The sequence below is a fragment of the Capnocytophaga sp. oral taxon 903 genome, assembly GCF_013394785.1.
GTDB classification, from domain to species: domain Bacteria; phylum Bacteroidota; class Bacteroidia; order Flavobacteriales; family Flavobacteriaceae; genus Capnocytophaga; species Capnocytophaga ochracea.
Genome location: NZ_JABXYW010000002.1, coordinates 1,452,536 through 1,466,347, shown reverse-complemented (window position 1 = coordinate 1,466,347; position 13,812 = coordinate 1,452,536). Strand labels below are relative to the sequence as shown.

12 protein-coding genes are annotated in these 13,812 nt (G+C 40.4%); 11 read left to right on the top strand and 1 reads right to left on the bottom strand.

Translation table 11 applies throughout. The features are described from left to right. Positions 1–227: 227 nt before the first annotated feature. The 11 genes from HW279_RS06175 (at position 228) to HW279_RS06125 (ending at position 12,061) form a co-directional block, all read left to right on the top strand. Positions 228–464, top strand: a complete 237-nt coding sequence (locus HW279_RS06175; RefSeq protein ID WP_178958350.1) for a hypothetical protein — start codon at positions 228–230, stop codon at positions 462–464. Next, a complete protein-coding gene (gene murD / locus HW279_RS06170; protein ID WP_009417704.1) occupies positions 461–1,795 on the top strand; it encodes a UDP-N-acetylmuramoyl-L-alanine--D-glutamate ligase in 1,335 nt (444 codons plus the stop codon). Before HW279_RS06175 ends, murD begins: the two co-directional genes overlap by 4 nt. A gap of 2 nt (positions 1,796–1,797) precedes the next feature. Continuing rightward, positions 1,798–3,027, top strand: coding sequence for an FtsW/RodA/SpoVE family cell cycle protein (locus tag HW279_RS06165; protein WP_009411231.1), 1,230 nt, complete (start codon positions 1,798–1,800; stop codon positions 3,025–3,027). Then, positions 3,020–3,880 carry a hypothetical protein gene (locus HW279_RS06160; RefSeq protein WP_178958349.1) on the top strand — a complete coding sequence of 287 codons (861 nt, stop codon included), beginning with the start codon at positions 3,020–3,022 and terminating at the stop codon, positions 3,878–3,880. The genes HW279_RS06165 and HW279_RS06160 overlap by 8 nt, the downstream gene beginning before the upstream one ends. Positions 3,881–3,883: 3 nt before the next feature. Continuing rightward, on the top strand, positions 3,884–4,882 hold the full coding sequence (locus HW279_RS06155) for a DNA adenine methylase (protein ID WP_178958348.1): 999 nt from the start codon (positions 3,884–3,886) through the stop codon (positions 4,880–4,882). 44 nt (positions 4,883–4,926) lie between these two features. After that, positions 4,927–5,958: a ferrochelatase gene (hemH, locus tag HW279_RS06150; RefSeq protein WP_178958347.1), complete on the top strand. Its 1,032-nt coding sequence runs from the start codon at positions 4,927–4,929 to the stop codon at positions 5,956–5,958. 85 nt (positions 5,959–6,043) lie between these two features. After that, the gene (locus tag HW279_RS06145) at positions 6,044–6,589 is read left to right on the top strand and encodes a CopD family protein (RefSeq protein WP_178958346.1); all 546 of its coding nucleotides are present in this window, start codon (positions 6,044–6,046) and stop codon (positions 6,587–6,589) included. 176 nt (positions 6,590–6,765) lie between these two features. Beyond that, positions 6,766–8,475 carry a 1-deoxy-D-xylulose-5-phosphate synthase gene (locus HW279_RS06140; protein WP_178958345.1) on the top strand — a complete coding sequence of 570 codons (1,710 nt, stop codon included), beginning with the start codon at positions 6,766–6,768 and terminating at the stop codon, positions 8,473–8,475. 541 nt (positions 8,476–9,016) lie between these two features. Next, a complete protein-coding gene (locus HW279_RS06135) occupies positions 9,017–10,036 on the top strand; it encodes a DUF3078 domain-containing protein (RefSeq protein WP_178958344.1) in 1,020 nt (339 codons plus the stop codon). Between the two features lie 3 nt (positions 10,037–10,039). Continuing rightward, entirely contained in the window at positions 10,040–10,633 is a 594-nt protein-coding gene (locus HW279_RS06130; RefSeq protein ID WP_009417664.1) for a thymidine kinase, read from the top strand. 144 nt (positions 10,634–10,777) lie between these two features. After that, on the top strand, positions 10,778–12,061 hold the full coding sequence (locus HW279_RS06125) for an MFS transporter (RefSeq protein ID WP_178958343.1): 1,284 nt from the start codon (positions 10,778–10,780) through the stop codon (positions 12,059–12,061). A gap of 112 nt (positions 12,062–12,173) precedes the next feature. Here HW279_RS06125 and HW279_RS06120 read toward each other — a convergent pair whose 3' ends face one another. Beyond that, positions 12,174–13,616 (bottom strand): arylsulfatase, encoded by a 1,443-nt coding sequence (locus HW279_RS06120; RefSeq protein ID WP_178958342.1) that lies wholly within the window; start codon positions 13,614–13,616, stop codon positions 12,174–12,176. Positions 13,617–13,812: the final 196 nt, after the last annotated feature.

Genomic DNA, 13,812 nt, shown 5'->3' with positions numbered 1-13,812 from the left:
ATTTATATACCCTTCCTATACCAATCGTCCAAGATTCGTATAAGCTTCCTATAAGCTCTCTATAAGCTAAGACCACCCTCCTTACAGCCTTTTTTCATCAAAAACCCTCCCTTCTATCTTCCGAACTTCTTCGTTTCCTTCCGAACTCCCCACCCCTCCACATTTGCTAATTTTCAAATTTGCTAATCTGCTAATTTTCTACTGCCCGTCGTGCTACGACTGCCCGTGTGGCTCGCACCTTTGGCAAAGTTGATTATTATGGTATTTTTGGCATTTCTGGCATTTCTGGTATTATTGGCATTTCTGGTATTATTGGCATTTCTGGTATTATTGGCATTTCTGGTATTATTGGCATTTCTGTCATTATTTATTTTTTTTCGCTTTCTCCCTTGCTAATTCCTATTTGTTTTGTACCTTTGCCCAAAAATAATAAGCACCTCAACAAAACGAGGTTTTATCAATGAAACGTTTAGTAATATTAGGAGGTGGTGAAAGTGGTGTAGGAACTGCCATTCTCGGTAAGCAAAAAGGCTGGGAAGTATTCCTTTCCGATAAAGGCTCCCTAAAACCTCACTACCGCGAAACTCTTAACAAAGAAGGCATTCAGTGGGAAGAAGGCACACACACCGAAGAGAAAATTCTCTCAGCCGATGTGATTATGAAAAGCCCAGGTATCCCCGATAAAGCACCTATCATCAAAAAAGCCCACGAAAAAGGCATTGCTGTGATTTCTGAAATAGAATTTGCAAGCCAATATACCGATAGCCTCATTGTAGGCATCACAGGTAGTAATGGTAAAACCACTACCACCTTGCTCACTTATCACATTTTCAAAGAAGCGGGATTGCAAGTGGGACTTGGTGGAAACATAGGTTATAGCTTCGCCGAATTAGTAGCTACCGAAAATCCACTATATTATGTACTCGAAATCAGTAGTTTTCAGTTAGACGGCATAGAGCATTTCGCCCCCCATATCGCCGTGTTGCTTAACATAACTCCTGACCATCTGGATAGGTACGACTATAAGTTCGAAAACTATATCAACTCTAAATTCCGTATCGCGATGAACCAAACTGAAAATGATTACCTTATCTATGATGCCGACGACGAGGTAATTACACAGTGGCTCAGCACCCATACTATAAAATCTAAACTCATACCTTTTTCTATAGAGAAAGAACTCCCACAAGGAGCTTTCTTAAAAGATAATAAAATATACATTATGTTAGAGAATCAAACTACTGAAATCGACGTTGAAGAAATTAGCCTTCGTGGCAAGCACAACATTAAAAATACAATGGCAGCAAGTGTAGCTGCCCGCTTGGTAAATATCCGCAACAACTCATTGCGCGAAAGTCTCAAAGGCTTTAAAGGTGCTCCCCACCGTCTCGAAGAGGTGAAAGTAGTAGATGGCGTTACTTACGTAAACGACTCTAAAGCTACTAACGTAAATTCAGTATTCTACGCTCTCGACACCATTAAAACTCCTATCGTGTGGATAGTTGGCGGACAAGACAAAGGCAACGACTATAACTCTCTTTTGCCTTATGTACACGAAAAAGTAAGAGCTATTGTATGCCTCGGAGTCGATAATTCCCCTATTATTCAATCGTTTTACAACACAATAGGCACGCTTGTCGAAACCCGCTCAATGGACGAAGCTGTAAAATTAGCACAAGGTTTTGCTCAAGAAGGTGATACAGTACTATTATCCCCCGCTTGCGCCAGCTTCGACCTCTTTAAAAACTACGAAGAACGCGGAGACCTCTTTAAAGCAGCCGTTCAGAAACTGTAATAATGCGCGAATGGATAGCCTCACATATCAAAGGCGATAAAACCCTTTGGGCGCTCATACTCGTCTTTACCCTCTTCTCCTTCTTGGCGGTGTACAGCACCAGTACCAACTTAGTGTATGTAGTGGGTAAGGGTACTCCTTTTGGCTACCTCATCAAGCACTTGGTGTTTGTAGGGGTCGGCTATCTCACTCTTTATATCGTGCATCGTACACCTTATCGTTTTTTTCGTCCTGCTTCTAAACTGGGGCTTATCTTAGCGGTGCTCCTGCTCATCTTTGCAAACCTTTCAGGAAGCACCATCGAAGGAGCAAACGCCAGCCGATGGCTCAGCGTAGGGGGTTTCTCTTTTCAGCCTTCCACCTTTGCAATGGTAATGCTGATGGCTTATGTAGCTTCTTATTTAGCTAAAAACTACGGCAAAAAACTCTCTTTCAAAGAAACTATCTTACCCCTGTGGATGCCCGTAGGAGTGATTGCAGCCTTAGTGCTTCTTTCTAACCTATCCACCGCAATGCTAATCCTCAGCTCAGTGCTGATGCTCACTTTCTTGGGTCGTTTCCCAATGAAACATATCTTTTCAGCTATAGGCATTGCAATTGTTTTCCTTGCACTTTTCTTATTAGTAGTAAAAGCCTTCCCCGAAGCTTTCCCCAATAGGGTAGATACTTGGATGAGTCGTATCGAATCGTTTATGGGAGGCGAGGACAACAAAGAAGGCTATCAGATAGAGCGTTCCAAAATGGCTATTGCCAAAGGAGGTATAATGGGACAAGGAGCAGGCAAAAGCACAATGAAAAACTTCCTCCCTCAAAGTTCCTCCGACTTTATTTATGCTATCATCACCGAAGAATATGGCTCATTAGGAGCTATCGTTATAATGGTGCTTTACATACTATTGCTCATTCGCATTGTAGTCATCTCACAAAAAGCACCTACCCTCTACGGACAGTTATTAGTATTAGGCTTAGGTTTCCCAATACTCTTGCAAGCTATCATTAATATGGGAGTAGCAGTAGAACTCTTTCCCGTAACAGGGCAGAACCTACCTCTCATCAGTAGTGGGGGTACATCACTATGGATGACGTGCTTAGCCTTAGGGTGTATTCTCTCCGTAAGTGCCCAAAAGCGCAAAGACGGTAAGATGGAGAAAGACAAACCCGAAGCCGACGTAGAGGAAGAACTCGCTGAAAGCGCTCTCAGACAAATGAAGAAAAACACCAACAATGAATGATATTAGGGATATAAAAAGGACTATTAATCAAGATATTGTTAAGAAGATTTTTAGCAATAAAGCTAATGCTGTTGCTTTTCTGGAATTATATAACGGCTATGAAAGGAGAGCTCTCATCAAACAATCATCTAACGAGTTGTTTAGTGAGATTGTAAAGATATGGAATTACAATGATGCAAAAGACAAAATAAGACATATATTTAAGTCCTTACCTAAGTTTCAAAACGGATTAAACGGAGAAGAGAATATTGCTATTCTGTTAGAAGAATGGCATACATTAGAATTGGGAAAACTCAATTGGCCTTTTTCTCAAGGTCAGTTCGATAGTTTTGTACAAACACTTAATGCAGAAAACAATACACGTTCAGAGAAAGATGAAAAAGTAAAATTAGCTGCTGTAAAGTACAGACGTATAAAGGAACTTAATACCGAGCGCAACGACTTTTTAGAGACTTTAGTTTTTCTGAAAAACGACAATATCATACCTACTCTTTCGCATATTCGTGGGGTTGATTTCTTTATCGATGGCGTAAGCTACGACCAAAAAGTATCGCGTAGTCCTACCAATGAATTTAAAAGAGATTTCGGTGAGCATTGGAAAACAACAGCTATTGAGCACCCTGAAAAAGTAGCCGAATATCTGTACAAGTACCAAGATGAAGGTAGATTCGGGGCAAACCCTCGATTACTGATAGTCTATTTAGATGAAGATATTTCACCTATTAGAATACAACAAATCATAGAAAATACGAACTTAGTAACACCATTCACTATCTCTTTTGATTTTAATCATAAAAATATAGGATTGAAAACCTATAGAACAGAAGCTTTTGTAATACTCTTGCATAACTAAAAAATGAACTATATAGGCTCAAAATACAAACTATTACCCTTTATTAAGCAAACTATTTATAGTGTTGCAGGTAAAGACCTATCTAAAAAAGTATTTTGCGACCTTTTTGCTGGCACAGGAACCGTAGGGAGAGGGTTTAAGACCAATGTAAAGCAAGTTATCAGTAATGATATAGAGTATTATAGCTATGTGCTAAACAAAAACTATATAGAAAATCACATTACTTTCAACTATTGGGAACATCTCTCAGAACTCAATTTACTAAAAGGTACTGAGGGTTTTATATTCAATGAATATTCTGAAAATGGTGTTGCAGGCAGGAATTACTTCAAAGAAAACAACGGCAAACGCATTGATGCTATACGCCAAAGAATTGAACTTTGGAAAAAAGAAAATCATATCACTGAAAATGTGTACTTTTTTTTATTAGCTTCTTTGCTTGAAAATGCTGATAAGGTAGCCAACACTGCTTCGGTGTATGGCGCTTTTCTGAAACATATCAAAAAAACAGCTCAGAAAGATTTGTGCCTTGAGCCTGCTCTCTTTGTGGAAAACGAAAATGACCACTTGGTGTTTAATGAAGATAGCAACATCCTTATTACCAAAATCAATGGGGATATTCTCTATCTCGACCCTCCTTACAATCATCGAGAATATGGGGCTAATTATCATCTGCTCAACACTATTGCCAAATACGATACTTTTGCTCCACAAGGGAAAACAGGCTTGCGCCCTTATCACAAATCTAACTATTGCAAAAGAACTAAGGTAGTAGAAACTTTTGATGAATTAATTAAAAATGCTCAATTTGAATATATATTTCTCAGTTATAACAACGAAGGACTAATGTCTCTCGAACAAATAAGAAATACTATGCAAAAATATGGAAAATATGACCTACAAAGTACTCAATACAATCGTTTTAAAGCAGATAAGGAAGAAAATAGACAACATAAAACCAACAGCACTACCGAATATATTCACATTTTAGAAAAACGATGAATGATATACTCATTTTTCTCTTTTAATTTTTTACTTAACTAAAAATGCCCAAAGGAGTATTACTCGTAAATTTAGGATCACCCGATTCCTTCGCAATAAAAGACATTAAACGATATCTAAAAGAATTTTTAATGGACGAACGCGTCATCGACCTGCCTTACCTATTGCGCTATGCTTTGGTACACGGGGTTATCCTCAATACGCGTCCACCTAAAACCAGTAAAGCCTATCAAAAAATATGGTGGAGCGAAGGTTCTCCTCTCATTGTCATTAGTCGTTGGCTTACTGAAAAAGTACAGCGTAAAGTCTCTGTACCCGTAGTATTAGCTATGCGCTATGGCAACCCAAATATCGCCAATGCACTAAAAGAATTACACAGCAAAGGAGTTGATGAAGTACTCCTCATTCCTCTTTATCCTCAATACGCAATGGCTACTACCGAAACCATTGAAGTCCTCACCGAAAAACTCATCAAAACCTCTTATCCTAATATGCGCCTCACCAAGTTTCCTGCTTTCTTCCACCGCCCCGAGTATATCGAGGCTTTAGCAAAGGTCGTACGCGCTCATTTAGGAACAGCTCCTTTCGACCATTTGCTCTTTTCTTATCACGGTGTACCCGAGCGCCATCTCTACAAAACCACACCTACCTCTGCACACAAACACATTGTAGAAGGTGTAACTTGTTGCGACCCTTACAGCGAAGAAGGAACACACTGCTACCGCAGTCATTGTTTTGAGACTACTCGCTTATTGGCAGAAAAGTTGGGATTAGAAAAAGGAAAATACTCACAAGCGTTTCAATCGCGTTTGGGGAAGGATAAGTGGATTACCCCTTTCACTTCCGATAAAATTATAGAACTTGCCCGAAATGGTGTAAAGAAATTAGCGGTCATCGCTCCTGCCTTTGTCGCCGATTGCGTAGAAACTCTTGAAGAAATAGAAATAGTAGGAGGTAAATCTTTCCGCAAAAATGGTGGCGAAAATTTTAAAATGATTCCCTGCCTCAACGACTCCGACCTATGGGTACAAGCTCTCTCCTCTTGGATTAATGAAGAGACAAGAGATGAAAGATAAGATTAAAACTTTTCGGACGACTTCTTTTTCTATTTTAGCTAATTAGTTCCTATCTTTGTAATCTGAAACGCTTAAAATATTTTTAATGACCGATTACCTTATTGCTAAAAGCATACATATCATCTTTGTAGTGAGCTATTTCGCAGGGCTCTTTTATATGGTGCGACTATTTATCTATCACACCGAAGCCTTGGAAAAAGATGACCCCGAACGCTCAATTCTCCACAAACAATTCAGCTTTATGGAAGAGCGCTTGTGGAACATCATTACCGTGCCGGCGCTGGTGCTGATGACTCTTAGCGGACTCTATATGCTATACGACGGTGGCGAGTGGACGCTTATTAAACAAGGATGGTTTCACGTCAAACTGCTATTCATCGTCTTTTTGTTTGTATATCATTACTATTCTTGGCGCATAATGAAACGACTCCAAGCGGGGCGTGCCTTTCTTACTTCGGTACAACTGCGAATGCTCAACGAAGTAGCGACAATTATCCTCTTTGTAGTGGTATTCGCCGTGATACTAAAAGGCTTGTTCATCACCTATTGGTACTTTTCTTTAATAGCTTTTGTAGCAATGGGGGCTCTGATAATGTTAGTTGTAAAATTGGTCAATAAAGAAAAGAATTAGCAAATTTGAAAAATTAACATTTTAGCCAATGAGTGCGTCGCGAACTTAGCCAAAGTTTCAAACACAAGCTACACTTCTTTTCTAACTGTTTGATTTGAATAGATTTGTTTGATTTCTAAGGCGCAAACCTTATCCTTTTTAACTTTTTTGTTGAATTTATATAGCGTAAGCTTAATATGCAACAACTAAAAAATACTCCTATAACCTCTCTTCCTGCTTTGGCGCAACAAATCCGCAACCGCATTATAGAGGTTATTGCTACACGAGGTGGGCACTTAGGTGCAAGTCTCGGAGTGGTAGAGCTTACTATTGCGTTGCACTATGTGTTCGATACTCCTCACGATGTGTTGGTATGGGACGTAGGGCACCAGAGTTATGCTCATAAAATCCTCACCGGTAGAAACGAGGATTTTACGCATATACGCGAGCGAGGAGGTATCAGTGGCTTTCCTAAACGTGCAGAAAGTCAGTACGATGCTTTTGGCACCGGACACTCGTCTACCTCTCTTTCCGCTGTCTTGGGTATGGCAATGGCATCGGCTTTGGCAGGCGATAAAGAGCGACAACATATAGCCGTGATAGGCGATGCTTCTATTGTGAGTGGTATGGCTTTCGAGGCTCTGAACTATGCAGGCACCACCGATGCCAATATGCTCATTATACTGAACGACAATACAATGGCTATCGACCCCACCATAGGAGCGTTCTCTCATTACCTTGCCCAACTGAAAACCGAACACGCTACCCGCAGTGCTTTTTTTAGTGCTTTGGGGATTACCTACAAAGGTGTAATAGACGGGCACAACCTCCCCGCGCTCATCTCGGCACTCAAAGCCGAAAAGCAAGCCCGTGGAGTACGCCTCTTGCACGTTGTCACCACCAAAGGTAAAGGATACCCTAAAGCCGAAGCCTCACAAGTGTTCTTCCATTCCCCTTCGCAATTCGATAAAATCACAGGCAACCCTCTGCCTGAAAACTCTGCTCTCCCTGCTAAATATCAAGACGTAGTAGGGCAAACTCTCACCGAACTCGCCCAGCAGAACTCCAAGATAGTTGTCATCACCCCTGCGATGAGTAGTGGTAGCGGACTCACAGCTATGCAAAAGGCATTCCCCGATAGGGTAATGGACGTGGGTATTGCCGAACAACACGCGGTTACCTTTGCTGCCGGTTGGGCTACACAAGGTTTTATACCGTACTGTGTGGTGTATTCCACATTTTTACAGCGCGCTTACGACCAGCTTATCCACGATGTAGCCCTCCAAAACCTGCCCGTAGTATTCTGTATAGACCGTGCAGGACTTGTAGGCGAAGACGGTGCCACCCATCACGGAGTGTTTGATATGGCATTCTTGCGCCCTATTCCTAACCTCATTATCGCTTCACCGCGTAATGCTACCGAGTTGCGCAATTTGCTCTATACTGCTCAGCAATCGCTCGAGCACCCCATTGCCATTCGTTATCCTCGTGGTCGTTGTGCACAAACCGATTGGCAACAACCTTTTCAACAGCTAATTATAGGCAAAGGCGAACAGCTAAAAGAAGGTAGCGAGATAGCCGTACTCACCATTGGCGCTATTGCCGAAAATGTACAACAACAGCTCACTCAAACTGCTGAACCCGAAAAATATGCCCATTACGATGCCCGTTTTCTCAAACCTTTGGACGAGGCGATGCTACATCATATCTTCCGTTCTTATAAAAAAGTAATCACAGCAGAAGAAGGAAGCACAGGCGGTTTAGGCAGTGCCGTAGCCGAATTTGCTACCCAGCACAGCTATACCACTCCGCTGAAAATCATCACCCTTCCTGATAGTTTTATTCCTCACGGCAAAGTAGAGACGCTCAAAGAAGAGTTTTTAAAAATTAGAGATTTAGCAGATTGACAAAATAAGCCAATGTGTGAAAGAACAAAAACTGCTTTTTCTTCAACCATTTCACGTTTTTAACACTTTTTCCTCAACAGTTTTAAAAGCCCTTTCTTCCTATTGACATTCAATTAACTAACACCTTTCCTTCGTCTTAGGTTCGTCTTTCCTTCGTCTTAGGTTCGCTCTTCCTTCGGTTAAGCTTCGGTGAAGAGACAAGTATGATAAATCTTTTATTTAACTGAATAATAATATTTTAACTCTTTTTACAGTGTAAGAGACTAAGTTGTATTTTTCTTTTTAATAATTGAAAAAAATACATACATTTAACAAACATTAAGATTTTTTCAGCAATCTGTCAAGCTTCCAATTTTCTAATCTGATAATTACTTCTCATTCTATACCTCTACCCTACTATTATATTTTCATTACGCTTTGTCTGTCAAGTATCCAACAGCTATATTCATTCCATTTTACATTTATTAGTTCATTTGCTAATTGCCAAATTAGCAAATTATCATTACCTTTGCACCCTGAAATATTTAGCACGATTCTCTGTATGAAAAAACTCATTGTTCTACTGTTTCTTACCTCCTTTACCGCTTTTGGGCAAGTGCGCAAAGCAAGAACGTACGAAGCCCCTGTAAAGTCCGATACGGTAAAGGTAATGAAAGATACCGAAGCGTTAAAGTTCACTTTCAACCGTTTTAAATTAGCACAACAAAAATGGTTCAAATTCAATCAAGTGAGCCTTAATATGAGCGAGGTAGCTTTTTCTAATTGGAGTGCAGGAGGAGAAAGTTCTATTTCGGGGATATTTAATGCCAAATTCCGTCGTCGTTATACCGAACGCACTTTCTTTTGGGACAACGAATTAGAAATCAACTACGGTATTAACGCTCAAAAAGGGCGCGAAGTGCGCAAAACCGACGATAAACTCTCACTCATCTCATCGTTTGGCTATCGAGGCGACTCACAATCGTTTTGGTATTACACGGCGCGCTATCAGTTTCTTTCACAAATCAGCAACGGATACAACTATCCCGATGTAGAAAAGCCTATCTCCAAATTTTTTGCCCCTGCTTATATCACCTTTGGTTTGGGTACTGAATATGCTCCTTCAAAGATAAAATTTAGTATTTTCCTTTCGCCTATCACGCTTAAAACTACTGCTGTACTCGACCAACGTTTAGCCGATGAAGGTGCTTTCGGGGTAGAAAAAGCCCAGCGTGCTCCTGACGGTACTATTCTGAAGAAAGGTAAGCGCACCCATAACGAACTCGGTTTTTCAGTGTCCGGTCGCTGGGACGAGAAAGTGATGGAGAATATGATACTCAATACTTCCTTTAACTTCTATGGCGATTACCTTAAAAACTTCGGAAATATAGATGTAGATTGGGAAACTAATCTCAACTTGAAGGTAAATAGCTACGTGCAGGCGCGTATAGGGGTACATATCAAATACGACGACGATGTGAAGTTCTATTCTTACAAAACACCTAATGGCGAAGTGCACAACTATGGAGCACGCACTCAATTCAAGCAAGTATTAGGGGTAGGAATATTATATACTTTTTAAGTGATGTTTTTAGAGAATACAGTAAACGACAACGAAAAGACAGGCTGGATAGAAGTAATATGCGGGTCGATGTTCTCAGGCAAAACCGAAGAACTGATTCGCCGATTACGTCGTGCCCAATTTGCAAAACAGAAGGTAGAGATATTCAAACCCAGTTTCGACACGCGTTATGATGATACCAATATCGTATCGCACAACGCCAATGAAATTCCTTCTACACCCGTAGAAGCCGCCGCCAGCATTATGCTTCTTGCCGATGGTTGCGATGTGGTGGGGATAGACGAAGCACAGTTTTTCGACGACGAGATTGTACACGTGTGCAATGAGCTCGCCAATCGCGGGGTACGTGTAATCGTAGCAGGACTCGATATGGACTATAAAGGAAAACCTTTCGGACCTATGCCCTTCTTGATGGCTACTGCCGAGTATGTTACTAAGGTACACGCTGTTTGTACACGTACCGGCAACCTCGCCAATTATAGTTTTCGCAAGGTTTCTAACGACCAGCAACGCTTGTTAGGAGAAGCTGATAGCTATGAGCCTCTCAGTCGCGCTGCCTTCTATAAAGCAATGAATGCTAAGAAAACAAAAGAATAATAACCGCACTTAAAGCACTTAATTGATAAGTTATTTTGGTATATTAAGGGTATTTTCAAACTTGTTAATCTGCTAACTTGCCAATTTGTAATTATTTTGTACTTTTGTCTGATTGTTTAAAATGAAGTAATATAAACAACCATTATGAAAAAGAAAAATCCTATTACTTGGGTGCCTACCACCTATTTCGCTATGGGGCTTCCCTTTGTGATGCTTTCATTAGTTTTTCCTATTATCTTCAAAGGATTAGGTATTCCTGACGACCAGAACGCTTTTTGGACTTCTTTACTCATCTTACCTTGGTCATTAAAACCTATTATCAGTGTAATAATGGAGCTCTATGGTACTAAAAAACAATATATTGTCATTACCGAATTAGTATCAGCAGCTTTATTCGGTTGTATTGTATTTTCGTTACCTCTGCCCAACTTTTTCACTGTGTGTTTAGCCTTATTAGGGGTGATTGCCCTTAGCGGTTCTACTCACGATATTGCAGGTGACGGAATGTATATGGAACAATTGGACACTGCTACCCAAAGTGTATATTCTGGCTGGCAAGGTGCTTTCTATAACTTAGCAAAAGTGCTTGCCAATGGTGGTCTTATCTTCTTAGCAGGTTGGCTCGTAAAAACAAAAGGTATGAGTGTAGTTGCTTCTTGGCAACTGATTCTTAGCATTTGTGCTACTATTTTAGGTCTCGTAGGTCTATATCACCTTTATGCTTTGCCAAAAGATACTAAACCTCAGCAAGCTGGTGATTTTAATGTGAAAATGAAAGAACTATGGGATATTTTTGTAGCTTTCTTCCGAAAGAAATATATTTTTTATTATTTGTTTTTTATCTTCTTATACCGTTTTGCAGAAGGATTAGCTATGAAGATAGCTCCTCTTTTCCTCATTGCTAAAACTGATAAAGGAGGCTTAGGGCTCACCGAACAAGAATATGGCTTAGTATACGGTACTGCGGGAGTTATTGCTTTTATTGTAGGCTCTATTTCAGCTGGCTATTTTGTCTCTCGTGTAGGGTTGCGCAAAGCTCTTTTCACTTTGGCGTGTGCTTTTAATATTCCATTTGTAGTGTATCTACTTTTTGCTTATTTCTTGCCCTCTCACTTGCCTACTATCGCTTTGGGAATTGTAGGTGAGTACTTTGGTTATGGCTTCGGTTTTGTAGGCCTTACCCTCTTTATGATGCAACAAATAGCTCCTGGTAAATACCAAATGGCTCACTATGCTTTCGCCAATAGCCTGATGAACTTAGGAGTGATGGTTCCCGGTATGATTAGTGGTTTCCTCAGTAAATATTTAGGATATCAGCACTTCTTCTTATTGGTAATGATTTGCACTATTCCTGCACTATTAATCACTTGGAAAGTGCCTTTTACTTATGACTCCAAGCAGCATAAGATAGATGAAAAAGCTCTTTAAACCTACTTCTTAGAGCATTTTTAAAGTCTATAATACTCATACTTAAAAGCCTTTACCTAAATACTGATTAGGTAAAGGCTTTTTAGTTATCATTCTTTCTCCTTAGTAAGTTTTATTTCTTTGCCTCCCAATCAAAAGGAAAGAGCTCTGAGCGTGTATGGCTTTGTTCCATAAATCGCTCTATTTTCTTCAATATCTTAGGATATTTCTCGGCGAGGTTGTGCTGTTCAGCAGGGTCAGTAGTAAGGTCGTACAACTCAATAGGAGCCTTTTTATCTTTATTCACGTTTAGGCGTACTCCTTTCCAGTTTTTATAACGCACTGCTTGTCTACCTCCCATTTCGTGAAACTCCCAATAAAGGTATTTATGCTGTTGCTGTTGTTTCTTCCCTAAAAGCGTAGGTAAAAACGATACTTGATGCTTATTAGGCACATACTTCTGATGCGTAATCTCAGCAAAAGTAGGCATCATATCCCAAAAAGCCCCTATATGGTCGCTTACGCTACCTGCCTTTATCTTACCTTTCCAATACACAATGTAAGGGGTACGTATACCGCCTTCGTACAAGTCGCGTTTAATACCCCTCAATCCTGCTGAGGAGTTGAAGAACTTAGGGTCAGCACCTCCTTCGCGATGTGCCCCATTGTCGCTCGCAAAGATGATAATGGTATCCTCATCAAGCCCTTTAACTTTAAGGAGCTTGCGTATTTCTCCCAAATACTTGTCTAACCGACTCACCATAGCCGCATAAGTGGCATAAGTATGCGGTTGCGACATATAACCTGCCCAGCCAAAAGGTTTAGGAGTAATCTTGTCGTAATCCACCCCTTGATAAGGTTTCTTGGGAAGATATTCGTACGAAGCGTAAATACTGTCGTGAGGCACTACCAATTCGGCGTGTGGGAGTGTATAGGTAAGCCACATAAAGAAAGGCTTATCAGCTGTTTGTTTGCCTATATAATTCAATATTTTTTCTTGTATGAGGTCTTCGCCATAAACCTCTTGGCGCTCATAGTTTCCGTTTTCGGGAATGAGCACTTTTTCATTGTCGTGCCACAAGAAAGCAGGATAACGGCGATGAGCGCGGAACTGTGAGTTATAACCAAAAAAGGTATCAAACCCTTGTTTTAGCGGATTCCCTTCGGAAGGAACGATACCTAAACCCCATTTACCAAAACAACCCGTATTATAGCCTGCTTTCTTAAAAAGTTGTGCTACTGATGGGTCGTTGGCAAGTAAAGGTGCTTGCCCATCTACTGGCTCACGCACTTCTTCATTACCGCGTATGTGCGTTTCACCCGTAGTTTGCCCTGTAATAAACGAAGCGCGAGAGGGCGCACACACAGATGTACCCGTATAAAACTGAGTAAACTTCATTCCTTCATCAGCGAGTTTGCTGAGTTGGGGCGTTTTGATAATTTGCTGACCGTAGGGCTCTATATCGCCGTAACCTAAATCGTCAGCCAAAATAAAGATAACATTAGGAAGTTTTTCTTGCGCCTTGACTCCTATGGTACATAAGAAAGCTAAAAGACTGAATAGTAAATATTTCATAATAGTTAATGATGAGTTGTAAATGGTTAATCATTAATGCGACAAAGATACAAAACAATTTACAATTAGCAATAAAACAGACTATCAAACTCACATTAATCAACATTAGTTCGATATGATCATCACCACAACTCCCCTTGCGTCTCTATTGTCCCTCTCCCGCAAGCCTCTCTTAAACATATGATAACTCCGCTTT

Bases quoted from the DNA above. Each gene is read 5' to 3' on its own strand.
- HW279_RS06155 (WP_178958348.1), top strand. From the start codon at position 3,884: ATGAACTATATAGGCTCAAAATACAAACTATTACCCTTTATTAAGCAA.
- HW279_RS06130 (WP_009417664.1), top strand. From the start codon at position 10,040: ATGTTTTTAGAGAATACAGTAAACGACAACGAAAAGACAGGCTGGATA.
- murD (WP_009417704.1), top strand. From the start codon at position 461: ATGAAACGTTTAGTAATATTAGGAGGTGGTGAAAGTGGTGTAGGAACT.
- HW279_RS06145 (WP_178958346.1), top strand. From the start codon at position 6,044: ATGACCGATTACCTTATTGCTAAAAGCATACATATCATCTTTGTAGTG.
- HW279_RS06120 (WP_178958342.1), bottom strand. From the start codon at position 13,616: ATGAAATATTTACTATTCAGTCTTTTAGCTTTCTTATGTACCATAGGA.
- HW279_RS06160 (WP_178958349.1), top strand. From the start codon at position 3,020: ATGAATGATATTAGGGATATAAAAAGGACTATTAATCAAGATATTGTT.
- HW279_RS06140 (WP_178958345.1), top strand. From the start codon at position 6,766: ATGCAACAACTAAAAAATACTCCTATAACCTCTCTTCCTGCTTTGGCG.
- hemH (WP_178958347.1), top strand. From the start codon at position 4,927: ATGCCCAAAGGAGTATTACTCGTAAATTTAGGATCACCCGATTCCTTC.
- HW279_RS06125 (WP_178958343.1), top strand. From the start codon at position 10,778: ATGAAAAAGAAAAATCCTATTACTTGGGTGCCTACCACCTATTTCGCT.
- HW279_RS06165 (WP_009411231.1), top strand. From the start codon at position 1,798: ATGCGCGAATGGATAGCCTCACATATCAAAGGCGATAAAACCCTTTGG.
- HW279_RS06135 (WP_178958344.1), top strand. From the start codon at position 9,017: ATGAAAAAACTCATTGTTCTACTGTTTCTTACCTCCTTTACCGCTTTT.